A 22,791-nucleotide genomic window follows, 5' to 3' on the forward strand; every position below is an offset into this window, starting at 1 on the left:
ATGTATCAATCCGCCCGCCAAGAACTGCTGACCCTGCGCGACCTGATCCGCTACGGCGTATCGCGCCTGAACGCCGCCCAGGTGGCGCTGGGACACGGCAGCGACAACGCCTGGGACGAGGCGGTCTACCTGACGCTGCACGCCTTGCATCTGCCGCTGGACACGCTGGAGCCCTTTCTGGACGCCCGCGTGCTCAGCGAAGAGCGCAACCGCGTGCTCGAATTGATCGACCGCCGCGTGACCGAGCGCCTGCCCGCCGCCTACCTCACCAACGAGGCCTGGCTGCGCGGCCACCGCTTCTACGTGGACCAGCGCGTCATCGTGCCGCGCTCGCCCATCGCTGAATTGCTGGACCAGGGCCTTGCGCCCTGGGTGCAGGATGCGCTGGCGGTTGAGAACGTGCTGGACATGTGCACGGGGTCCGGCTGCCTGGCTATCCTGTCGGCGCTGGCCTTCCCCTATGCCCATGTGGACGCGGTCGACGTGTCGCCGGACGCGCTGGAAGTGGCGCGCCGCAACGTCGACGACTACGGCCTGGCGGACCGGCTGGACCTGCACGAAAGCAATTTGTTCGACAGCCTGCCGCCGCGCCTGTACGACGTCATCATCTGCAATCCGCCCTACGTGAACAGCGGCTCCATGGACGTCCTGCCCCAGGAGTACCGCCATGAACCGCAGTTGGCCCTGGCTGGCGGCGACGACGGCATGGATCTGGTGCGCCGCATCCTGGAAGCCGCGCCGCGCTTTCTCACGCCGGAAGGCGTGCTGGTGCTGGAGATCGGCCACGAACGCGACTTCTTCGAGGCCGCCTTCCCGCAGCTCTCGCCCGTGTGGCTGGACACCGAAGAAGCCTCCGACCAGCTTCTGCTGCTTACCCGCGAGCAACTCAGCCTGTGATACGCGCTACTGGATTGACCCTGCGCCGCGGCACCAAGGTGCTGCTGGACGGCGCTGAATTCGTCGTGCATCCGGGCGAGCGCGTGGGCATCGTCGGCAAGAACGGCGCGGGCAAGTCCTCGCTGTTCGCGCTCTTGACCGGCACGCTGGACCTGGACGCGGGCAACCTCGCCATGCCCGCCGGCTGGCGCATCGCCAGCGTCAAGCAGGAAATCGAAGCTGACGAGCGTCCGGCGCGAGAGTTCGTCATCGACGGCGACACGCATCTGCGCGAACTGCAGGCGCGCCGCGCCGAACTGACGGACGAGCAAGGCACGCAGATCGCCGAAGTGGAAGCGGCGCTGGTGGAAGCCGGCGCCTGGAGCGCGGCCTCGCGCGCCGAGCAACTGCTGGCCGGCCTGGGCTTCAAGCCCGCCGAATGGATGCAGCCGGTGGCGAGCTTTTCCGGCGGCTGGCGCATGCGCCTGGCCCTGGCCCGCGCGCTGATGGCGCCGTCCGAATTGCTGCTGCTGGACGAGCCCACCAACCACCTGGATCTCGACGCCATGCTGTGGCTGGAGAAATGGCTGGCCGCCTACCCCGGCACCGTCATGCTGATTTCCCACGACACCGAGTTCCTGGATGCGGTCGCCAAATCCATCCTGCATTTCGACCACGCCAAGCTGGTGCGCTACCGCGGCGGCTATGGCGACTTCCTGACGCAGCGCGCCGAGCGCCTGCGCCAGACCAATATCGCCTACGAACGCCAGACCCGCGAAGCGGCCCGGCTGCAAGGCTTCATCGACCGCTTCAAGGCCAAGGCCTCCAAGGCCAAGCAGGCGCAGAGCCGCGTCAAGGCGCTGGCGCGCATGCAGGTGCTGGCGCCCTTGCACGCCGAGGCCGGCATCGACATCCGCATCCCCTCGCCCGACCAGGTGCCGGATCCCCTGCTGACCCTGGAGCACCTGTCGGCCGGCTACACGGACGCCGACGGCAACGCCGTGCCCATCCTGCGCGACGTGACGCTGATGGTGCGCGCGGGCAGCCGCGTCGGCGTGCTGGGCGCCAACGGCGCCGGCAAGAGCACGCTGATCAAGACCCTGGCCGAAGAACTGCCGGTGCAGGCGGGTACTCGCCGCGCCTCGCGCGGCTTGGCCATCGGCTATTTCCACCAGCACCAGCTGGACATGCTGGACGTGGACAGCACGCCCATCGCCCATCTGGCGCGCCTGGCCCCCGAGACCCGCGAACAGGAACTGCGCAACTATCTGGGCGGCTTCGGCTTTTCCGGCGACACGGTGACCAGCAAGGTCGGCCCCATGTCCGGCGGCGAAAAGGCGCGCCTGGCGCTTTCCCTGATCGTCTGGCAAAAGCCCAACCTGCTGCTGCTGGACGAACCCAGCAACCACCTGGACGTGGAAACGCGCGAGGCCCTGGCCGCCGCGCTGGCCGACTTCGGCGGCAGCATGCTGCTGGTATCCCACGACCGCCACCTGCTGCGCACCACGGTGGACAGCTTCTGGATCGTGGCCGACGGCGCGGTACGCGAGTTCGACGGCGACCTGGAGGACTACCGCGACTGGCTCGCCGCCCGCAACGCCGGCGAACGCGCGGAAGCCGCGCGCGAGAACGCCGAAGGCAACGAACCGGTGGTGGACCGCAAGGCCCAGCGCCGCGCCGAAGCCGAACAGCGCCAGCGCCTGTCCGCGCTGCGCAAGCCGCTCGAATCCAGGCTCGCCAAGGTCGAGGCCGAGATGGAGAAGCTGCGCGCCAAGCTGCATGCGCTGGACGCCGTCATCGCCGATCCGGACCTGTACTCGGATGCGCGCCGCGCCGAACGCCAAAAGGTCATGGCCGAGCATGGCGAACACGGCAAGCGCATGGACGAGCTGGAAGAACAGTGGCTCGAAATCCAGGGCTCTCTGGAAGAGATCGAACAGTCCGAGGCCTGACGGCCTGCGGCGGGCGCCCTGCCCGCCGCCGCTTCCTGCGCTCTCGCCTTATCTAGAAATAGAAATCGTTATCATTTATACTCTGGCGCGAATTTGACTCTATCTGGCGCCCGGCGCCGGCGACATGTCTACGCTCACGGATGTATTTCTCCGCCATTACCGAGAGGTGCTGGGTTTTCTCTCTTTGCGCACCGGCTCGCGCGACGTCGCGCAAGACTGCGCCCAGGACACCTGGATCAAGCTGGCGGAATTCAAGGACAGGACGCGTCCCGACAACGACCGTGCCTACGTCTTCCGCGTGGCCGCCAACATCGCTACCGACTGGCACCGGCGCCGCAGCCGCGAACAGGCCGCCACCGCCGACTACGCCGCTTCGCGCCCTACCCTGCATGAACCCGACACCCTGGACGTGGCTGCCGCGCGGCAAATGCTGCGCAGGCTGGAAACCGCGCTGCTGGCCCAGCCGCGCCGCAGCCTGGACGTGTTCGTGCTGCACCGGCACGAGGGCCTGAGCTACCGCGCCATCGCCGAGCGTTTCGCGATTTCGGTCAGCGCGGTGGAGAAACACATGATGCGCATCCTGCTGGCCTGCGACCAGGCGCTGGCATCCTGAGCATGGCCGCCCCCAAGACCGGCAGCGCCCAGGAAGAAGCGTCGCGCTGGGTCGTGCGCCACAGCGGTCAGGGCATGGATGCGCAAGCCCAGGCGGAGTTCGAAGCCTGGTACCGCGCTGACGCCAGCCACGCCGCCGCCTATGAACGGCTGGCGCGCCTGTGGCGGCGAATGGGCGAGATCGAACGCGGCAAGCTGCTGGCGCCACGGCGCGCGCATAAGCGCGGCGCGGCGGCCGCGCTTGTATTGCTGGCCGCCTGGCCAGCCTGGCAATTGCTGCGTACGGTCCATCCTGACGCCGACTACACGACCGGCGCCGAAGTGCGCCGCGTGGCCCTGCCCGACGGCTCCAGCGCCACCCTGGATGCGGACTCCGCCATCGCCATCGATTTCGCGCCGGGCAAGCGCGAAGTACGGCTCCTGGCCGGGCGAGCGTTGTTCACGGCCGCACCACGCGCGCCTGGTGGTCCGGATTTCACGGTGGTGACGCCGGACGCGTCCGCAGCCGCACTAGGCACCCGCTATGTCGTGGCGCGCGAGGCCGGCGGCACGCGCGTGGCGGTGTACGAACATCGCGTGGCAGTCCATTGCCTGGTCTGCCAGGATGACGCCGCCTTGGCGCTGGACGCGGGCCAGGAGGCTGCCGTGTCGGCGACGGGCATCACGCGCTTCGCCGCGCCGCAGGAACCGGCGCCGGACTGGAGCCAGGGCCTGCTGGCCTTCAACGATGTCGCATTGCCCGAGGCCGCTGCGCGGCTATCCCGCTATGGCGGCAAGCACATCCTGGTGCTGGGTGATACCGCGAGGCGTTTGCGCATCTCGGGCACCGCCAGCATCGGCGATCCCAAGCGAGCGCTGGAATTGCTGCTGGCGCAGGCCAAGGTCGGCATTACCGAGCTGCCAGGCCTGCTGATCTTGCGTTGAAGCCGATTGCCAATCAGTAAATGAGAATCGATATAAATTATTCATCGGCAATCCGCTGAGGTAATCCGTGCCTGCACACGTCCTACGGCTGACATCAACACCCGCTTGGACGCATTCATGCTGTTTCCCCACTTCAACCGGCGCGCCCGCCGGTCTGGCGCTTCGGCGGCGCTGCTCATCGCCGCGTTGATAACGGCTTCGCCGGCCCCCGCTCAGTCGACCGCGCCCGTCGCCTATGACCTGCCGGCCCAACCCCTGGGCGACGCACTGCTCGCGCTGGGCCGACAGGCGGGCCTGGAGATCTCGTTTCCGCCGGCGGCGGTGGCGGGCAAGACTTCGCCCCCGCTGCAAGGAGAGTATTCGCCGCTGCTCGCGCTGAACCACCTGCTGGCGGGGTCCGGACTGGCGCTGCGCGCGGACGGACCTGGCCGCTACATCGTCTACGTGGACAAGACCAACCAGTTTTCCGCCCTGCGCCTGGATGCCGTGCGGGTCTACGGCGAGCAGGTGGGCGAGCGCATCTATACCCGCGAGGACATCGCCGAAACGCCCAGCTCCAACCGCGACCTCAGCACGCTGGTGGCGACGCATCCGGCGGTGCGCACCAATCCGGGCGCCGCCGGCTCGCAGAACCGCGGCTCGCTCAATGTGGAGGACATTTCCTTCCACGGCTCCAGCCCCTACCAGAACTTGTTCCAGCTCGACGGCATGGACGCGACCAACCGCGTGGACCCGGCCAGCAAGAACCTGAACCTGCAGGTCGGCAACGTGCCCAGCAACCCGCAGTCGTACTTCGTGGACACGAGCCTGCTGGAGGAAGTGCGCGTGCACGACAGCTTCGTGCCGGTGGAGTACGGCCGCTTCACGGGCGGCGTCGTCGACGCCAGGCTGCGCCGCTTTTCCGGCGAAAACCGCTTGAATCTGGACTACCGCTGGAACACTTCCAAAATGACGCGGCAGGAGGTCGCCGAGGGCGAACAAAACAGTTGGGCGCAGGGCAAGCCGGGCTATTCGCCGGAATGGAAAAAGCGCTTCTACTCCGCCGTGGGCGACCTCGCCTTCAATGAAAAATCAGGCGCCGTGCTGGCCATGTCGCGCCGCGAATCGGACATCACGCGCTGGAACATGGGCGTGGACGACAAGGGACAGCCGGCGCCGGGCCAGGCCGCCTATAGCGACCGGATCGACAACTTCCTGGGCAAGTTCAGCGTGCGCGCCAGCGCCGATACCACGGCCGACCTGACGCTGAAATACAGCGACCGCAGCGAAACCCTGGCCAGCGACCTGTTCCGGCACACGCGCTGGGACAACAACCATGAGGCGCGCGGCATAGGCGTCAACGTAGACCACTACTTCCAGGGCGGCCGGCTTGCGCTGCAGGCGGGCTGGGACCGGTCGCTCAGCAACCGCGAATCCGTCGGCGACGAGCTGGTGACATTCAGCCCCTACCTGCTGCCGCGGTACACGGCGGGCGGCTTCGGCAAGGAGCAGACGCGGCAGGACACCTGGACGCTGAAGGGCCGGGTCGACCTGGATCCGGTGCGCACGGGCGTGTTCACGCACATCCCCTATGCAGGCGCGGAACTGAACCAGGTGCAGGCGAACTTCGAGCGTTTCCAGGAAAGCCACTCCTACCAGCGCGCTTACAACCGCGACGGCAGCTATCGGGATTTCAGCAAGGTCCGCTACCTGCCCGGCACCGTGGACGTGAACTACAACATGGCCAGCCTTTATCTGTCGGACCGCATCGAATGGCAACGGCTGGCGCTGGACGCCGGCCTGCGCTACGACCGCGAGACGTTCCTCGGCAACAACAACCTGTCGCCGCGTACGCGGTTGGATTGGGACATGTTCGGTTCGGGCGATACCCTGCTCAGCGCCGGCTGGTCGCGGTACTACGGGGCCGGCGTGCTGGAGACGGCGCTCAAGGAAGAACGCAGCCGCCTGCGGCGCCAGGTGCTGGACAAGAACGGCAAGCCCGTGACGGACGGCAGCAAGGAGTACTACGTGGAGTACAAGGGCCTGCGCATGCCCTATGACGATGAATGGGCGGTCTCGCTGCGCCAGCGCATGGCGGGCATGGAAGGCGTGCTGAGCTACGTGCGCCGCAACGGCCGCGACCAGTGGGCCACGACCGGCAACGACAAGGACGGCTACCGCTACACCAACGACGGCCTGTCCACCACCGACGGGGTCAGCCTTTCGCTGCGCACGCTGGAGCCCTGGCGCCTGGGCGAGACGCGCTGGAACATGCAGGCAAGCTGGAGCTGGCAGAAGCGCAAGACCAACGCGGACCTGGTCGAAGGCTACAACGGCGACGCGCGCGACCCCGGCGAATACGTGATCTACAACGGCTCGCGCCTGCGCGCCATCGACCTGCCTCCAAGCTCCTTCTACCAGCCACAGATCGCCACCCTCAGCCTGACCGGCGCGTGGCCGCGCGCCGGCCTGACCTGGAGCAACATGGTGAACTGGCGCAGCAAGCGCGACGCCACCGTCTACGTCGGGCGCGGTCCGCGGCCCGACTACCTGGATCGATTCGAATCCGGCGAGATCCCGTCCTACTGGACCTGGGACACCAAGCTTTCCTGGAATCCCACGTTTGCGCGCAGTCTGGAATTCACGGTCGAAGTCCTGAACGTGCTGGACCGCAGGCCCGCCGTGACGGCCAGCAATCCCAACGTCAAGACCAACCGCAGTACCTATCAGACGGGACGGGAGCTATGGCTGCAAGTCGGTTACCGCTTCTGATCCTGGGCGCGGCGCTGACGCTGGCGGCGTCCCAATCCCACGCCGACGCAGACGCCCAGGACGATCAGGCCGCCTGCCGCACGCCCACGGGCTGGGATGCCGCTTGCCTGCGGCCGCTGTACGCCGGGCCGCCCTGGACCTGGCCAGCGCCCACGATCGATCCCGGCGTGGCCTGGCGCGAATGGGGCCCGGTGCCGCCCGCTTCCAGTCCGCCCCTCGCCTGGACCGCCGCCAATGCCGGCCAAAAGGAACTGGCTGCGGACGTCGCGCGCCCGGCGGTGGTGACGCTGGGGCAGATGCTGTTCTTCGATACCCGGCTGTCGCGCAAGGGGCAGGTGTCCTGCGCCTCCTGTCATCTGCCGCAGCGCGCCTTCACCGACGGCCTCGCGCTGGCCGTGGGCGAAGACAAGCTGATGGGCAGGCGGCGCTCCACGCCGCTGTATGCGGCGCCGTTCGCGCCCCGGTTGTTCTGGGACGGACGCGCCGCCAGCCTGAAGGACCAGGTGCTGGGCCCCATCCACGATCCCCGCGAAATGAACCATGACGCCGACGGCGCCGTGGCGCGCCTGTTGGCGGCCGATCCCTACCCTGCGCAGTTCCTGCAAGCATTCGGCGTCGCCCCGGCAGCGCAGCCGCCTGTGGACGCCGACCGCCTGGCGCGCGCGCTGGCCGCCTATGTCGCTACGCTTCGGCCCGAAACCACGCGCTTCGACAAGTTCCTGGATGGACAATCGAATGCGCTGGACGACAGCGAGTTAATCGGCATGCACCTGTTCCGCACCCAGGCGCGCTGCATGAACTGCCACAGCGGCGCGATGCTGACGGATCACCAGTTCCACAACATCGGCCTGTCCTTCTATGGCCGCCGCAACCAGGATCTGGGGCGCTACGAAGCGACGCGCAATCCCGCCGATCTTGGCAAGTTCCGCACGCCCAGCCTGCGCAATGTGTCGCGCGCCGGACCGTGGATGCACAACGGACTGTTTCCCGACCTGAAGGGCCTGCTGCGGATGTACAACGCCGGCATGGGCCGCGATCCTGTGCCCAGCGATCCGCCCGACCCGTATGCGCCGCGCAAGTCCGAACACATCCGGCCGCTCGCGTTGAGCGCGGACGAGATCGACGCCTTGCTGGCGTTCATGCAGGTCTTGTAGGAAGGGAGAGGCGGCGCCCGGCAGCTTGCAGATGCAGGCTCCCATGCGCCGCCGGCCTGGCATTACGAGTACGGGCGCTCGCGCAGGCGGGTGTGGTGGTCGACCACGGTGTCGATCACTTCGCGCAGGATGGTTTCGGCAAGCGCGGGCGGCACGCCCGCCTCTTGCGCCAGGCGGCGGATGCGCGCGACCTGCTGCTCCTCGCGCTTGGGATCCACCAGGTCCATGCCCAGATCGCGCTTGAGCTCGCCGATCATGTCCGTGCAGCGGAACCGCACGCCCAGCAGCAGCATGATCTGCTGGTCGATTTCATCGACCTCGGCGCGCAGCGACGCCAGCTCGGCTTTGGAAGTATCGTTATCGGCCATGAGTATCAACCCTGAACAATGTCAAGTTTGGCGATGCCCAGCGCCAAGGTCTTGGCGCCCACGTCGCGGAACTGGATTTCAGCCTGGGCGTCCTGCCCTGCTCCGCTCAAGCCGATGATCGTGCCTTCGCCGAACCGCGCGTGGTGCACGCCCTGACCTACACGATACTGCTTGTCGCCCACCGTGACGCCGGTGGTAACGCTGCGTGCTTGACGCGGCGCAATGGTATTGGTGGGCTTGCGGCCAAAAGCGTCGCCGCGGTTGCCGCCGCCCCAGCCGGCGCCCGTGCCGCCAACCTGGGCCAGGCCGGCCTTGGGCGACAGCCACTTCAGGTGCTGTTCGGGAATTTCTTCCAGGAAGCGCGACCGCATCGCGTAGCGCGTCTGGCCGTGCAGCATCCGGCTTTGCGCCAGGCTGATGTACAGACGCTGGCGCGCACGCGTGATGGCCACGTACATGAGGCGGCGTTCTTCTTCCAGTCCGGAAGCTTCCAGGACGCTGTTCTCGTGCGGGAACAGCCCCTCTTCCAGGCCGGTGATGAACACCGCGTCGAACTCCAGGCCCTTGGCGGCGTGCACGGTCATGAGCTGGACGGCGTCCTGGCCCTGCTGGGCCTGGTTGTCGCCCGCTTCCAGCGCCGCATGCGACAGGAACGCCGCCAGCGGAGTCAAACCGTCGGATGCCACGACCGGCGCGTCGACCACGCCCGCGTTCAGCGTGGAGGCCGTGTCCTGTTCGGGCACCACGCCGGCAGGCATGCCGTCGTAGTTTTCCTCGGACGCGAACACCGCCGCGGCGGTGACCAGTTCGCTCAGGTTTTCCAGGCGCTCCGCGCCTTCGCGTTCCGCCTTGTAGTGCGCGTTCAGGCCGCTGGCCTCGAGCATGTGCTCGACCATTTCCGGCAGCGGCAGGTCGCGGGTCTCTTCGATCAGGCGATGGATCAGCTGCGCGAATTGCGCCAGGTTGGAGCCGCCCTTGCCGGGCACCAGGGCCACGGCCGCGTACAGGCTGGTGTCGTGCGCGCGCGCGGCGTCGCCCAATTGCTCCAGCGTGCGCGCGCCGATGCCGCGCGTGGGGAAATTGACGACCCGCATCCACGAGGTGTCGTCGTGCGGATTGGCCATCAGGCGCAGGTAGGCCAGCGCGTGCTTGATTTCCTGGCGCTCGAAAAAACGCAGGCCGCCGTACACCTTGTAGGGAATGCCGGCGGAAAAGATGGCGTGTTCCAGCACGCGCGACTGCGCGTTGCTGCGGTAGAGCACGGCGATCTCGCGGCGCAGGCTGCCTTCGCGGATCAGGGAGCGGATCTCGTCCACGATCCACTGCGCTTCCATGCCGTCGGACGGCTGCTCGATGACGCGCACCGGCTCGCCGTCGCCCTGCTCGGTCCAGAGGTTCTTGCCCAGGCGGCCGGTGTTATGGCCGATCAGCGCGTTGGCGGAATCCAGGATGTGGCCAAAGGAGCGGTAGTTCTGCTCCAGCCGGATCACGGTGCCGCGCGCGTAGTCGCGTTCAAAGTCAGCCATGTTGCCGACGTTGGCGCCGCGGAAGGCATAGATCGACTGGTCGTCGTCGCCCACCGCGAAGATTGCGGCGCCGCCGCCGGCCAACAGGCGCAGCCACTTGTACTGCAGCGTGTTGGTATCCTGGAACTCGTCGACCAGGATGTGGCGGAAACGGCGCTGGTAGTGCTCGCGCACCGGCGCATTGCGCGACAGCAGTTCGTAGGCGCGCAGCAGCAGTTCGGCAAAGTCCACCACGCCTTCGCGCAGGCACTGGGCCTCGTAGAGCTGGTAGATCTCGATCAGGCGACGGCGATGGGCGTCGTAGGCTTCCACGTCGGCGGGACGCAGGCCTTCTTCCTTGGCGCCGTTGATGAAGCGCTGCACATCGCGCGGAGGATACTTTTCGTCGTCGACGCCATTGGCCTTCATCAGGCGCTTGATCGCCGCGAGCTGGTCGGTGACGTCCAGGATCTGGAAGCTTTGCGGCAGGCCGGCATCGCGGTGATGCGCGCGCAGCATGCGGTTGCACAGGCCATGGAAGGTGCCGATCCACAGGCCGCGCGTATCGATCGGCAGGATGGCCGACATGCGCGCGAGCATTTCGCGCGCCGCCTTGTTGGTGAACGTGACCGCCAGCAGCCCAAAAGGCGAGGCCTGGCCGGTTTGAATCAGCCAGGCCATGCGGGTGGTGAGCACCCGGGTCTTGCCGCTGCCCGCCCCGGCCAGGACCAGGGCGTGCTGCGGTTCTAACGTTACTGCGGCGCGTTGTTCAGGATTGAGCTTCTCTAGCATCATGCCGCGTAGCGGCGCAGACGTTGAGCGAATTGCTCGAGCCCGGCGATGCCGCTTTGCTGGGCGCGCTGGCACCAGGCCTGCAGGTCATGAAGAAGCTGTTCGCTGCTGGCGCTGGAGCTTTCCCAGATGCGGCCGAGTTCACGGCGCATCTGTACCAGCGTGGCGAGCGACTTGTTGCGGGCGATGGCTTGATCCACGGCGGCAACCTGTTCGGGCTGGAGGATGTCCTCGTTGCGGTGGATGGCGCGGCGCACGCTGTGCAGCTTGGTCCAGTCGCACTCGGCGCTGTCCTTGTTGCGCGAATCCTTCAGCTTGGCCAGCTCTTCACGGGCGGCGCTCTTGATCACGTCCGCATAGCGGGCCATGACTTCGTAGCGGTGCGTGATCACGCCCTGCAGGGTGCGCAGGTCGATGCCGGTCTTGCTGTCGTCCAGCTTGAGCTTGGGCGCAACCTTCTTGATCTTGGCCAGGCCGAAGAACTTCAGGATGTTGATGTAGCACCAGCCGATGTCGAATTCGTACCACTTGGCCGAGAACTTGGCCGACGTGCCATGGGCGTGGTGGTTGTTGTGCAGCTCTTCGCCGCCGATCACGATGCCCCAGGGGAACACGTTGGTGCTGGTGTCCGGGCTGTTGTAGTTGCGGTAGCCCCAGTAGTGGCCGATGCCGTTGACGACGCCGGCGGCCCAGAAGGGGATCCAGGCCATCTGCACGGCCCATACCGTGACGCCGATGGCGCCGAACAGGGCGATGTCGATGGCGAGCATGGTCAGCACGCCCCACAGGCTGTGCTTGCTGTAGACGTTGCGCTCGAGCCAGTCGTCAGGCGTGCCGTGGCCGAACTTGGCCATGGTTTCCTTGTTGTTCGATTCTTCGCGGTACAGTTCCGCGCCGCGGAACAGCACCTTCCAGATGCCGAACAGGATGGGCGAATGGGGATCGCCTTCCTTTTCGCACTTGGCGTGGTGCTTGCGGTGAATGGCCACCCATTCCTTGGTGACCATGCCGGTCGTCATCCAGAGCCAGAAACGGAAGAAGTGCATGACGGCCGGATGCAGATCCAGACCACGGTGCGCTTGGCTGCGATGGAGAAAGACCGTGACCGACACAATCGTGATGTGCGTCACAACCAGAGTGAACACGACAACCTGCCACCAAGTGGCTTGGGTCAGACCGCCGGCAATGAAGGAAAGGATGTAATCCATAAAGCTGTTAGGAGCCTCGCTAGAGAAGTGCCTGGAGTTTAGCTTACCTTGGCTGACTTATGACAAGGTAGTTTCAAAATAGTTTTTGAGCGAAATCAAGGACTAAGCCCCGGTTTTTCAGGGCAAAAACCCACTCTCGCCACCAAAAATGCGGGTTGCGAGGCCGAGCCTTGCGGCACGCGGCGCTAGGGCCGTCCTCCCCAGGGTAGGTGGGGGGCATACGCGAAGGCGCAAGGTTTGGGCTCGATTTCGCCGTTAAAGTTCCTGTCAGCTTGGCGTCCGGTCTTGAAGCGGACTTGCGGCTGGCGCACACTGCGGGTGCTTTACCGACCAAACTGTCTCTTTTGTCCCACTGATGTTGCTGAAAAAAATCCGTCCCCAATTTTTTTATGCCCTGGCCGCGCTGGGCACCGCCCTGCCCGCCACCGTTTCCGCGCAAACGCTGAAATCGGGCGACGTCGCCGTGCTGGCCTCGTACTACGAGATCCGCGGATCGGACTGCCTGGCGCTGCGCGCGCCGCGCGTATCGCTCACCATGACGCCGCGCCTGGGCAAGGCCAACATCATGCAGACGCGGGGCCAGTCCAGCGATTCCGGGCGTTGCGCCTACCAGACCGTGCCGGTGTCCCAGGTGGTCTACCAGGCGGACCAGCCAGGCAATGACAGCCTGGCCTGGGAAGTGAAGTACCAGAACAAGACCCTGGGCACGCGCCGCTACAGCGCCACGGTGGTGGTGACGCCGGGTCCCTGACCCGGCGCTCCCGATCAGGCCGGCTGGTCCTGCGGACCGGCCGCGTCCCCGTCGGACGTTTCTTCAGTCGAAGCCTCGTCCGCTTCCGAAGCTTCTTCGGCCACGGTCGCCGCGCCCTTCTTCTTGCGCTCGAATACCGCGGCGAAAAAGCCGTCGGTGCCGTGCACGTCGGGGCGCAGCTGCACGTAGGGGCCGTCCAGCTTCAGGTTTTCACAGCGCGCGGCCAGGATCTCGGCGGCGTCCAGGCGCTCGAAATCCGGATGGCTGGCGAGGAAACGCTCGGCCTGGACCTCGTTTTCCTCGGCCAGCAGGCTGCAGGTGGCGTACACCAGGCGGCCGCCCGGGGCGACGCAGCGCGCCGCGCTGTTGAGGATGCGTTCCTGCAGCTGGCCCAGTTCGGCCAGCGCCTCGGGGTGCTGGCGCCATTTCAGGTCCGGATTGCGGCGCAGGGTGCCAATGCCGCTGCACGGGGCATCGACCAGCACGCGCTGGGCCTTGCCGGCCAGGCGCTTGACGCGGGCGTCGTTTTCGCTGTCGATGACCACCGGCACCACGTTGGACAGGCCGCTGCGCGCAAAGCGCGGCTTGGCGCGCTGCAGGCGGGCCGCGGACACGTCGAACGCGTACAGGCGGCCGGTGGAGCGCATCAGCGCGCCCAGCAGCAGTGTCTTGCCGCCCGCGCCGGCGCAGAAATCGATGATCATTTCGCCGCGGCGCGGCGCCACCAGCAGCGCCAGCAACTGGCTGCCCTCGTCCTGGACTTCGATGCTGCCGTTCTCGAACTGCGGCCAGCGGTTGATGGCCGGACGGCCTTCCATGCGGATGCCCCAGGGCGAATAAGGCATGGCGACAGGTTCGTAGCGGCCGGCGCCCTGCTGCAATTCGGCCAGCATGGCGTCGCGCTCGACCTTCAGCGGGTTGACGCGCAGGTCCAGGCTGGCCTGGCGGTTCAGCGCCTCGATCAGCGTTTCCGGGCTGTCCATGGCGCCCAGGCGTTCGTCCAGCCAGTCCGGGATGCTGCCGCGCACGGCGCGCGGCAGGGTCGCCAGGTCGATCTGCGACACGCGCTGCAGCCATTCGGCTTCGCCGGCGTCCATGCCTTCGGCCAGCGCCTCGGCGCCCAGCGTCGCGGCCAGGCCCAGGATCGCCAGGCGGCGCGAAGCAGGACCGATGCCGCTTTCGCCGAACTGGCGGTAGCGGCGCAGATGGCGCAGCACGTCGTAGACGGCTTCAGCGACCTCGGAGCGATCGCGCGCGCCCAGATTCGGATGATTGCGCAGCCAGTGCGACAGGGCCGCGTCGGCCGGATAGGTCCATTGCAGGATTTCGCCCAGGACGCGCTGGACCTGGTCGATGCGGATCGCCGCGTGCGATTGGCGCGGGCGATTGAATTGGGGTTTGGGCGGGCGGTCCTGGCCGCCGTCGCCGCCGCGCGGGCCGCCATACTGGCCGCGCTCGCCGCCGCGATCATCGCCTCGCGGCGAGCCATAGGACGGACGCGAGTCCGCGCGGCCTTCGCGACGATCCGGGCCATAGGAGGCGCGCTCGCCGCCACGGCCTTCGCCACGCGGGGCGTCATAGGACGGACGCGAGTCCGGACGCCCTTCGCGGCGCTCCGAACCATAGGAAGCGCGCTCGCCGCCACGACCTTCGCCGCGCGGAGCGTCGTAGGACGGACGCTGGCCCGGACGGCCTTCGCGGCGTTCCGAACCATAGGAAGCGCGCTCGCCGCCACGACCTTCGCCGCGCGGGACGTCGTAGGACGGACGTTGGCCCGGGCGGCCTTCGCGGCGTTCCGAACCATAGGAAGCGCGTTCGCCGCCACGGCCTTCGCCGCGCGGGGCGTCGTAGGACGGACGTTGGCCCGGACGGCCGTCGCGGCGCTCCGAACCATAGGAAGCGCGCTCGCCGCCACGGCCTTCGCCGCGCGGGGCGTCGTAGGGCGGACGCTGGCCCGGGCGACCTTCACGGCGCTCGGAACCATAAGAACCGCGCTCGCCACGGGCCTCGCCGCGCGCCGGATCGAAGGACGGACGCGGGCTCGGTCGACCCTCGCGACGGTCCGAACCGTAGGAACCGCGTTCACCGCCGCGGCCTTCGCCGCGCGGCGCGTCGTAGGACGGGCGCGGCGTCGGGCGGCCGGCCGAGCGTTCGTCGCGGCTGCCACCGGAGCGCTCGTCGCGGGCGTTGTCGCGTGCGATCGGGGCGCGCGCCTCGCCCTTGGGGCGCGAGAAGAAGGACCGACCGTCGCGGCCTTCGGACGCGGCCCTGGCGGCGCCAGCCGGACGGGAACGCGGAGATTGGGGTTTGGTCATGGTGTATTCCAGTGGGGCGGAGGGCTTCCGCCCGAAAAATTCGATTCGGGGCCGCTCAGGCGGCCGGCGACCAGGCGAAAAGGCGATCGGGATCGCCTTGCACGTTGACGCGGTGGTCGCTGGTCAGGGTAACCCGGCCTTCGGCCAGCCAGCGCACCGCCGCCGGGAAAGCCCGGTGTTCGACCGCCAGCACGCGCTCGGCCAGGGATTCGGGCGTATCGCCCGCCAGGACCGGCACGCAGCCCTGGGCGATGATGGGACCGTGGTCCAGCACCGGCGTGACGAAGTGCACGGTGCAGCCGTGCACGCGCACCCCGGTGGCCAGGGCCTGGGCGTGCGTGTGCAGCCCGGGAAACGCCGGCAGCAGCGACGGGTGGATGTTCACCAGCCGGCCGGCATAGTGATTGACGAAGCCCGGCGTCAACACGCGCATGAAGCCCGCCAGAATGACGTAATCGGGTTCGTAGCGGTCGATCTCGGCGGCCAGCGCGGCGTCGAAGGCTTCACGGCTGGCGTAGTCCTTGTGATACAGCGCGCCGGTGGGGATGCCCTGCTGGGCCACCCATTCCAGGCCGGCGGCATCGGGCTTGCTGGCGATGACGGCGGCGACTTCGGCCGGCCAGCCTTCATTGCGGCAGGCCTCGGCCAAGGCCTGCATATTGCTGCCGCGTCCCGAAATCAGGATGACGATGCGGCGCTTGGTGGTAGATATTTCCGGCAAGATAAGGAATTCCAAGGGAAATCGGGCCCGTCCGCCCTACGCAATCCCGCGCGCGGCGACAGCCTGGACGCGCGGCAGGTAAGGACAGGAACAAACCCGGAATCCAAAATTGTAAACTCTCGCTCGTGAAACCATCGCTGCGCATCTACCGATCCCTGCCCCCGCCCGACCGGCGCGCCCCTTGCGCGCTGACGATCGGCAATTTCGACGGCGTCCATCGCGGACACCAGGCCATGCTGGCGCGCGTCTGCCAAGTCGCTCGCGACCGCAACCTGACGCCCGCCGTGATGACCTTCGAGCCGCATCCGCGGGAGTATTTCGCCACCCTGAATCAACGCCCGGAGCTGGCGCCCACCCGTATTTCGGGTTTGCGCGACAAGCTGGCGGCGCTGGCGCGTTACGGCATCAGCCAGGTCGTGGTGGAGCGCTTCAACGCCCGCCTGGCCGAAATGTCGGCCAACGCCTTCATCGAACAATTGCTGGTCCAGGGCCTGCATGCCAAATGGCTGCTGGTGGGCGAGGACTTCCGCTTCGGCCACAAGCGCAGCGGCGACATCGACCTGCTGCGCGAGGCCGGCCTGCGCCATGGCTTCGAGGTGCAGACCCTGGCGGACGTGACCGACCAGCAAGGGCACCGGATCTCCAGTTCCGAGGTGCGCACCGCGCTGGCGGTGGGCGACCTGGAGCGCGCCCGCCACCTGCTGGGCCACCCGTACCACATCAGCGGCCACGTGATCCACGGCCAGAAGCTGGGCCGCACGCTGGGCTTTCCCACCATGAATCTGCGGGTGGCCGAGCGCTGCGCCGCGCGCTCGGGCATTTATGTGGTGCAGGTCTACGGCCTGGCCGACCGCCCGCTGCCAGCGGTGGCCAGCCTGGGCGTGCGCCCCACGGTCGAAGACCGCGGCCGCGTGCTGCTGGAGTCGCACCTGCTCGACGAGACCGTCGACGCTTACGGTAAACTCGTACGCGTCGAATTCCTGCAAAAGCTGCGGGACGAAGAAAAATTTCCTGACCTCCCTTCCCTGACTGCCGCCATCGCCGAAGACGCGCGAAACGCGCGCGCCTATTTTGCCGTTCATGGACTATAAAAAGACCCTCAACCTGCCCGATACCCCCTTCCCCATGCGGGGCGACCTCGCCAAGCGCGAGCCCGCCTGGATTTCGCAGTGGGAAGAAAACCACGTCTACCAGGCGATCCGCGCCGCCAGCCGCGGCCGGCCGCGCTTCGTGCTGCACGACGGCCCGCCCTACGCCAACGGCGACATCCACATCGGCCACGCGGTCAACAAGATCCTGAAGGACATCATCGTCAAGAGCCGCAACATGGCCGGCTATGACGCGCATTACGTGCCGGGCTGGGACTGTCACGGCATGCCGATCGAAATCCAGATCGAAAAGAAATACGGCAAGCACCTGCCCGTGGCGGAAGTGCAGTCCAAGGCCCGCGCCTACGCCCTCGAACAGATCGACCGCCAGCGCAAGGACTTCAAGCGCCTGGGCGTGCTGGGCGAGTGGGATCGTCCCTACATGACGATGAACTTCAGCAATGAAGCCGACGAAATCCGCGCGCTGGGCCGCATCCTGGACAAGGGCTACGTGTTCCGCGGCCTGAAGCCCGTGAACTGGTGTTTCGACTGCGGCTCGGCCCTGGCCGAAGCCGAGGTCGAGTACGCCGACCGCGTCGATCCGGCGGTGGACGTGGCCTTCCCGTTCGCCGAGCACGCCAAGCTGGCCAGCGCCTTCGGCCTGGACTCGGTGGAAGACGGCGCCATCGTCATCTGGACCACCACGCCCTGGACCATCCCGTCCAACCAGGCGCTGAACCTGCATCCCGAAATCGAATACGCGCTGGTGCGCGTGACGCCGGTTCCCAAGTTCGGTCCGCTCCTGCTGATCGCCAAGGAACGCGTCGAAGCCTGCCTGAAAGCCTGGAACCTGGAAGGCGAAGTGATTGCCACGGCCCCGGGCGCGGCGCTGTCGGGCATCGAATTCCGCCACCCGCTGGCGCAGTTCAACGCCGCCTACGACCGCAAGTCGCCCGCCTACCTGGGCGACTACGTGACGGCCGACTCCGGCACCGGCGTGGTGCACTCGGCGCCGGCGTACGGCATCGAGGACTTCATCTCGTGCAAGGAGCACGGCATGAAGGACACCGACTTCATCAGCCCGGTCATGGGCGACGGCAAGTACGTGGACAGCCTGGCGCTGTTCGGCGGCCTGTCCATCTGGGACGCCAACCCCAAGATCGTCGAGGCGCTGACGGAAGCCGGCGCGCTGATGCACGTGGAAAAGCACAAGCACAGCTACATGCACTGCTGGCGCCACAAGACCCCCATCATCTACCGCGCCACCAGCCAGTGGTTCGCCGGCATGGACGTGGCCCCCAAGGGCGGCGGCCCGACCCTGCGCGAATCGGCGCTGGCCGGCATCGACGCCACCGCCTTCTATCCGGCCTGGGGCCGCGCCCGCCTGCACGCCATGATCGCCAACCGCCCCGACTGGACGCTGTCGCGCCAGCGGCAATGGGGCACGCCGATGGCCTTCTTCGTGCACAAGGAAACCGGCGAACTGCACCCGCGCACCTCTGAATTGCTGGAACAGGTGGCGCAGCGCGTCGAACAAGGCGGCATCGAAGCCTGGCAGACCCTGGATCCGCGCGAATTGCTGGGCGACGAAGCCGACCAGTACGAAAAGAACCGCGACACGCTGGACGTGTGGTTCGACTCGGGCAGCACGCACGCCACGGTGCTGGGCGGCAAGGACGGCGACTTCGCCGGCTCGCATGGCGCTGAACTCGCCTGGCCCGCCGACCTGTACCTGGAAGGCTCGGACCAGCACCGCGGCTGGTTCCATTCGTCGCTGCTGACTGGCTGCATGCTCTACGGCCAACCGCCCTACAAGGCCCTGCTCACGCACGGCTTCGTGGTGGACGGCCAGGGCCGCAAGATGAGCAAGTCGGTGGGCAACGTGATCGCCCCGCAAAAGGTGTCCGACTCGCTGGGCGCGGAAATCCTGCGCCTGTGGGTGGCGTCCACCGATTACTCGGGTGAACTGTCCATCTCGGACGAGATCCTGAAGCGCGTGGTCGAAGGCTACCGCCGCATCCGCAACACGCTGCGCTTCCTGCTGGCCAACCTGGCCGACTTCGACGCGGTGACGCAGTCCGTTCCTTATGGCGAACTGTTCGAGATCGACCGCTATGCGCTGGCCATGACGGCGCAGATGCAGGCCGAGGTCCAGGCCAACTACGAACGCTACGACTTCCACCCCGCCGTCTCGCGCCTGCAGACGTTCTGCTCGGAAGACCTGGGCGCGTTCTACCTGGACATCCTGAAGGACCGCCTGTACACCTCGGCCGAGGACAGCCGCGCGCGCCGCTCGGCCCAGACGGCCCTGCTGGACATCACGCAGACGCTGCTCAAGCTGATGGCGCCGATCCTGTCCTTCACCGCTGAAGAAGCCTGGAAGGAACTGGTCAACTCGGCCTTGAAGAACCAGGCCGACGCCGCCCGCACCACGATCTTCACCGAGGTCTACCACGCGCTGCCCCCGTTCGCCGATGCCGACGCCTTGTCGGCCAAGTGGGCGCGTCTGCGCGCCATCCGCGCCGAAGTCCAGCGCAAGCTGGAAGAAGTGCGCACGGCCGGCGACATCGGCTCCTCGCTGCAGGCCGAAGTGGACCTGTACGCCAACGGCGCCGACCAGGAACTGCTGGCCAGCCTGGGCGACGACCTGCGCTTCGTGCTGATCGTCTCGCGCGCCACGGTGCACGCGGGCGAAGGCGAGACCCGCATCGAGGTCACGCCGTCCACGCACAAGAAGTGCGAGCGCTGCTGGCACTGGCGCCTGGACGTGGGCCAGGACGCGGATCATCCCGAGATCTGCGGCCGCTGCGTGTCCAACCTGTTCGGCACGGGCGAAGCCCGCGACAAGGCTTGAGCATGGCCCGCCCCTCCGACCCCGGAGTGACGGGCGCCGCCCCCGTCCGCGCCGCGCCGGCGCGCGTGGGCGGCTGGCTGGCCCTGGCATTGCTCATCATCGTGCTGGACCAGTTGACCAAGGTCTACTTCAACACCTCGTTCCAGTACGGCGAACGCGTCAACGTGCTGCCGGTCTTCGACTTCACGCTGATGTACAACCGCGGCGCCGCCTTCAGTTTCCTGGCGTCCGAAGAAGGCTGGCAGCGCTGGCTGTTCACCGGCCTGGGCTGCGTGGCGGCGGTGGTCATCACCATCATCCTGCGCCGCACCCATGGCCAGCCGCGTTTCAGCCTGGCGCTGACCCTGATCCTGGGCGGCGCCATCGGCAACGTCATCGACCGCGTGGTCTATGGCCACGTGGTGGACTTCCTGCTGTTCTACTGGAACACCTCCTACTTCCCCGCCTTCAACCTGGCGGACGTGGGCATCACCTGCGGCGCCATATTGCTGGTGCTGGATGAACTCCTGCGCGGCCGCAAGGCCAAGACCCAGGCCTGAAGATGGCCCGGCCGGGGCCCGATGCCCCGGCTTTCCCCCGCATTTCCCACGGTTTTTGTCCTGCTTGATGCCCCCTGAACGCATCGCGAAAGGCGCAATGCCGCAATGCAGAATAAAATCACTGTCCGTTCCTCGATTACACGGCGCTGAACCGCCGCCTCCCTCATGCTCGACCTCGCCCGCAAACGCATCGTCCTCGGCCTGACCGGCGGCATCGCCTGCTACAAAATCGCCGAGCTGGTGCGGCGCATGACCGAACAAGGCGCCACCGTCGACGTGGTCATGACTGAGGCGGCCACGCACTTCATCACGCCGGTCACCATGCAGGCCCTGTCGGGCCGTCCGGTGTTCGTGGATGCCTGGGATGCCCGCGTGCCCAACAACATGGCGCACATCGACCTGACGCGCGGCGCGGACGCGGTGCTGATCGCTCCGGCCAGCGCCGACTTCATGGCCAAGCTGGCGCACGGCATGGCCGACGACCTGCTGTCCACGCTGTGCCTGGCGCGCGCCTGTCCGCTGCTGGTGGCGCCCGCCATGAACCGCGAGATGTGGGCCAACCCGGCCACGCAGCGCAACGTCGAACAACTGCGCGCCGACGGCATCAGCGTGCTGGGCCCCTCCGCCGGCGAACAGGCCTGCGGCGAAACGGGCGATGGCCGCATGCTGGAAGCGCATGAACTGCTGACCGACCTGATCGCCTTCTTCCAGCCCAAGCTGCTCGCCGGCCGCCACGTGCTGCTGACCGCCGGTCCCACGTCCGAACCCGTGGACCCGGTGCGCGTGCTGAGCAACCGTTCGTCGGGCAAGACCGGCTACGCGCTGGCTCGCGCCGCCCGCGAGGCCGGCGCCCGCGTCACGCTGATCACCGGCGCCACCTTCCTGCAGGTGCCGCGCGGCGTCACCGCGCTGTCGGTCACGACCGCGCGCCAGATGCACGACGCCGTGATGGCCAGCGCGGCCGACGCGGACATCTTCATCGCGGTGGCCGCGGTGGCCGACTGGCGCGTCAAGAACGTCAGCAACCAGAAGCTGAAGAAGACCAGCGAAGGCGGCGGCGCGCCCGTGATGGAATTCGAACCCAATCCGGACATCCTGGCCGAAGTGGCCAAGCTGCCCAACGGCCCCTGGTGCGTCGGCTTCGCCGCCGAAACCGAGAAGCTGGCCGAGCATGCCGAAGCCAAGCGCACGCGCAAGGGCATTCCGCTGCTCGTGGGCAACCTGGCGCACAAGGTCATGGATGCGGACACCACCGAACTGGTGCTGTTCGACGAGCAAGGCACCCATCCCCTGCCCGCCGCCGACAAGCTGGACGCCGCGCGGCGACTGATCGCCGAGATCGCGGCCAGAGTGCCAGGCAAATAAAAAGAGCAGGCCTCGCGGCCTGGCCTGGCTGCCGATGAACCCCTGTCTGCGGACAGGGGTTTTTATTTGCTTGCGGGCTTGCCGCTCATGCGGCCGTCGTCAGTGGATATGCTCCTGCGAGGAACGATCCTCGCGCTCCATCTGCAGCGTCGTATGGTGCAGGTCGAAATCCGCCTGCAGCCTGTCCTCGATGGCCCGGCGTACCTGTTCGCCGTCGGCCCCGGCCGCCAGCACCACGTGACCCGTGAGCATGGGATTGCTCTGCGTCACCGCCCACAGGTGTATGTCATGGATGGAAGCCACACCGGCCGTGCCGGCGATGGCGGCGCGCACGGCCTGCAGGTTCATGCCCGGCGGCACGCCTTCCAGCAGGATATTCACGCACTCGCGCAGCAGCACCCAGGTGCGCGGGAACACCATGAAGCCTATGCCCACCGCCAGCGCCGAATCCACCCAGCGCCAGCCCGTGAACCAGATGAGCACAGCGCCGACGATCACTCCGATCGAGCCCAGCATGTCGGCCCATACCTCCAGATAGGCGCCCTTCACGTTCAGGCTTTCGTCCTTGGCGCCTGCCAGCATGCGCATCGAGATCAGGTTGACGATGAGCCCCACCACGGCGACGGCCAGCATCCCCAGCGACTGGATCTCCTGCGGCGCCGACAGGCGCTGGTAGGCCTCGTACAGGATGTAGAACGCGACGCCCAACAACACCAGCGCATTGACCGCCGCCGCCAGTATCTCGAAGCGGGCGTAGCCATAGGTGCGCATCAGGTCCGCCGCCTTGCGACCGGCGCGTATCGCCACCAGCGCCAGCAGCAAGGCCATGGCGTCGGTCATCATGTGCATGGCATCGGAAATCAATGCCAGGCTGCCTGTGATCAGGCCGCCCGCGATCTCGACCAGCATGAAGCTGCCGGTCAGGCCCAAGGCGATCCAGAGGCGGGATTCGGGCAAGGCGCGCACGTCGCCGTGCTGATGGCTGTCGCTCATGGCTGTCCTGGTCGGGGAAAGGC

General features: G+C 67.3%; 17 protein-coding genes. 11 read left to right on the top strand and 6 right to left on the bottom strand.

Annotation, left to right across the window (positions count from 1 at the left end; genetic code table 11):
- The 6 genes from prmB to HV766_RS14975 all read left to right on the top strand — a co-directional run bounded on the left by prmB (position 1) and on the right by HV766_RS14975 (position 8,269).
- Positions 1–897 carry a 50S ribosomal protein L3 N(5)-glutamine methyltransferase gene (prmB, locus tag HV766_RS14950; protein ID WP_054456040.1) on the top strand — a complete coding sequence of 299 codons (897 nt, stop codon included), beginning with the start codon at positions 1–3 and terminating at the stop codon, positions 895–897.
- Positions 894–2,828: an ABC-F family ATP-binding cassette domain-containing protein gene (locus HV766_RS14955; RefSeq protein WP_119449339.1), complete on the top strand. Its 1,935-nt coding sequence runs from the start codon at positions 894–896 to the stop codon at positions 2,826–2,828. Before prmB ends, HV766_RS14955 begins: the two co-directional genes overlap by 4 nt.
- A 124-nt stretch (positions 2,829–2,952) precedes the next feature.
- Entirely contained in the window at positions 2,953–3,441 is a 489-nt protein-coding gene (locus HV766_RS14960; RefSeq protein ID WP_054456036.1) for an RNA polymerase sigma factor, read from the top strand.
- Positions 3,442–3,443: 2 nt separating this feature from the next.
- Entirely contained in the window at positions 3,444–4,364 is a 921-nt protein-coding gene (locus HV766_RS14965) for a FecR family protein (RefSeq protein ID WP_175181421.1), read from the top strand.
- 117 nt (positions 4,365–4,481) lie between these two features.
- Positions 4,482–7,115: a TonB-dependent receptor gene (locus HV766_RS14970; RefSeq protein ID WP_175181422.1), complete on the top strand. Its 2,634-nt coding sequence runs from the start codon at positions 4,482–4,484 to the stop codon at positions 7,113–7,115.
- Positions 7,088–8,269, top strand: coding sequence for a cytochrome-c peroxidase (locus tag HV766_RS14975; protein WP_175181423.1), 1,182 nt, complete (start codon positions 7,088–7,090; stop codon positions 8,267–8,269). The genes HV766_RS14970 and HV766_RS14975 overlap by 28 nt, the downstream gene beginning before the upstream one ends.
- 62 nt (positions 8,270–8,331) lie before the next feature.
- On the opposite strand, the gene HV766_RS14980 is transcribed toward HV766_RS14975, so the two are convergent.
- From HV766_RS14980 to HV766_RS14990, 3 genes are read right to left on the bottom strand one after another with little or no spacing between them, the layout of a single operon-like run.
- Entirely contained in the window at positions 8,332–8,637 is a 306-nt protein-coding gene (locus HV766_RS14980) for a chorismate mutase (RefSeq protein WP_054456030.1), read from the bottom strand.
- 5 nt (positions 8,638–8,642) lie between these two features.
- Positions 8,643–10,937 carry a UvrD-helicase domain-containing protein gene (locus tag HV766_RS14985; protein ID WP_059373632.1) on the bottom strand — a complete coding sequence of 765 codons (2,295 nt, stop codon included), beginning with the start codon at positions 10,935–10,937 and terminating at the stop codon, positions 8,643–8,645.
- The gene (locus tag HV766_RS14990; RefSeq protein ID WP_054456025.1) at positions 10,934–12,142 is read right to left on the bottom strand and encodes a DesA family fatty acid desaturase; all 1,209 of its coding nucleotides are present in this window, start codon (positions 12,140–12,142) and stop codon (positions 10,934–10,936) included. The genes HV766_RS14985 and HV766_RS14990 overlap by 4 nt, the downstream gene beginning before the upstream one ends.
- A gap of 355 nt (positions 12,143–12,497) precedes the next feature.
- On the opposite strand from HV766_RS14990, the gene HV766_RS14995 reads away from it, so the two are divergent.
- Positions 12,498–12,893 carry a hypothetical protein gene (locus HV766_RS14995; protein WP_175162139.1) on the top strand — a complete coding sequence of 132 codons (396 nt, stop codon included), beginning with the start codon at positions 12,498–12,500 and terminating at the stop codon, positions 12,891–12,893.
- Positions 12,894–12,907: 14 nt separating this feature from the next.
- Here the strand turns inward: HV766_RS14995 and HV766_RS30335 are convergent, their stop codons facing one another.
- Positions 12,908–14,248, bottom strand: a complete 1,341-nt coding sequence (locus HV766_RS30335; protein WP_175181497.1) for an RsmB/NOP family class I SAM-dependent RNA methyltransferase — start codon at positions 14,246–14,248, stop codon at positions 12,908–12,910.
- Between the two features lie 1,015 nt (positions 14,249–15,263).
- The gene (gene purN, locus HV766_RS15005) at positions 15,264–15,920 is read right to left on the bottom strand and encodes a phosphoribosylglycinamide formyltransferase (RefSeq protein ID WP_175181498.1); all 657 of its coding nucleotides are present in this window, start codon (positions 15,918–15,920) and stop codon (positions 15,264–15,266) included.
- A gap of 134 nt (positions 15,921–16,054) precedes the next feature.
- On the opposite strand from purN, the gene HV766_RS15010 reads away from it, so the two are divergent.
- The 4 genes from HV766_RS15010 to coaBC all read left to right on the top strand — a co-directional run bounded on the left by HV766_RS15010 (position 16,055) and on the right by coaBC (position 21,775).
- Complete coding sequence (locus tag HV766_RS15010) at positions 16,055–17,020, top strand: bifunctional riboflavin kinase/FAD synthetase (RefSeq protein WP_054456020.1); 966 nt, start codon at positions 16,055–16,057, stop codon at positions 17,018–17,020.
- Positions 17,010–19,871 carry an isoleucine--tRNA ligase gene (gene ileS / locus HV766_RS15015; RefSeq protein WP_175181424.1) on the top strand — a complete coding sequence of 954 codons (2,862 nt, stop codon included), beginning with the start codon at positions 17,010–17,012 and terminating at the stop codon, positions 19,869–19,871. The genes HV766_RS15010 and ileS overlap by 11 nt, the downstream gene beginning before the upstream one ends.
- Before the next feature lie 2 nt (positions 19,872–19,873).
- Positions 19,874–20,410, top strand: a complete 537-nt coding sequence (gene lspA, locus HV766_RS15020) for a signal peptidase II (RefSeq protein WP_054456015.1) — start codon at positions 19,874–19,876, stop codon at positions 20,408–20,410.
- Positions 20,411–20,575: 165 nt separating this feature from the next.
- Positions 20,576–21,775 carry a bifunctional phosphopantothenoylcysteine decarboxylase/phosphopantothenate--cysteine ligase CoaBC gene (gene coaBC, locus HV766_RS15025; protein ID WP_175181425.1) on the top strand — a complete coding sequence of 400 codons (1,200 nt, stop codon included), beginning with the start codon at positions 20,576–20,578 and terminating at the stop codon, positions 21,773–21,775.
- A gap of 99 nt (positions 21,776–21,874) precedes the next feature.
- Here the strand turns inward: coaBC and HV766_RS15030 are convergent, their stop codons facing one another.
- Positions 21,875–22,768, bottom strand: a complete 894-nt coding sequence (locus HV766_RS15030; RefSeq protein WP_054456011.1) for a cation diffusion facilitator family transporter — start codon at positions 22,766–22,768, stop codon at positions 21,875–21,877.
- Between the last annotated feature and the right edge of the window lie 23 nt (positions 22,769–22,791).

The organism is Achromobacter aegrifaciens, assembly GCF_902859735.1.
Classification (GTDB): Bacteria; Pseudomonadota; Gammaproteobacteria; order Burkholderiales; family Burkholderiaceae_B; genus Achromobacter; species Achromobacter aegrifaciens.

Bases quoted from the DNA above. Each gene is read 5' to 3' on its own strand.
- HV766_RS14965 (WP_175181421.1), top strand. From the start codon at position 3,444: ATGGCCGCCCCCAAGACCGGCAGCGCCCAGGAAGAAGCGTCGCGCTGG.
- HV766_RS15030 (WP_054456011.1), bottom strand. From the start codon at position 22,768: ATGAGCGACAGCCATCAGCACGGCGACGTGCGCGCCTTGCCCGAATCC.
- HV766_RS14990 (WP_054456025.1), bottom strand. From the start codon at position 12,142: ATGGATTACATCCTTTCCTTCATTGCCGGCGGTCTGACCCAAGCCACT.
- HV766_RS14995 (WP_175162139.1), top strand. From the start codon at position 12,498: ATGTTGCTGAAAAAAATCCGTCCCCAATTTTTTTATGCCCTGGCCGCG.
- HV766_RS14985 (WP_059373632.1), bottom strand. From the start codon at position 10,937: ATGATGCTAGAGAAGCTCAATCCTGAACAACGCGCCGCAGTAACGTTA.
- coaBC (WP_175181425.1), top strand. From the start codon at position 20,576: ATGCTCGACCTCGCCCGCAAACGCATCGTCCTCGGCCTGACCGGCGGC.
- HV766_RS14970 (WP_175181422.1), top strand. From the start codon at position 4,482: ATGCTGTTTCCCCACTTCAACCGGCGCGCCCGCCGGTCTGGCGCTTCG.
- HV766_RS14975 (WP_175181423.1), top strand. From the start codon at position 7,088: ATGGCTGCAAGTCGGTTACCGCTTCTGATCCTGGGCGCGGCGCTGACG.
- HV766_RS14980 (WP_054456030.1), bottom strand. From the start codon at position 8,637: ATGGCCGATAACGATACTTCCAAAGCCGAGCTGGCGTCGCTGCGCGCC.
- lspA (WP_054456015.1), top strand. From the start codon at position 19,874: ATGGCCCGCCCCTCCGACCCCGGAGTGACGGGCGCCGCCCCCGTCCGC.
- prmB (WP_054456040.1), top strand. From the start codon at position 1: ATGTATCAATCCGCCCGCCAAGAACTGCTGACCCTGCGCGACCTGATC.
- HV766_RS14960 (WP_054456036.1), top strand. From the start codon at position 2,953: ATGTCTACGCTCACGGATGTATTTCTCCGCCATTACCGAGAGGTGCTG.
- ileS (WP_175181424.1), top strand. From the start codon at position 17,010: ATGGACTATAAAAAGACCCTCAACCTGCCCGATACCCCCTTCCCCATG.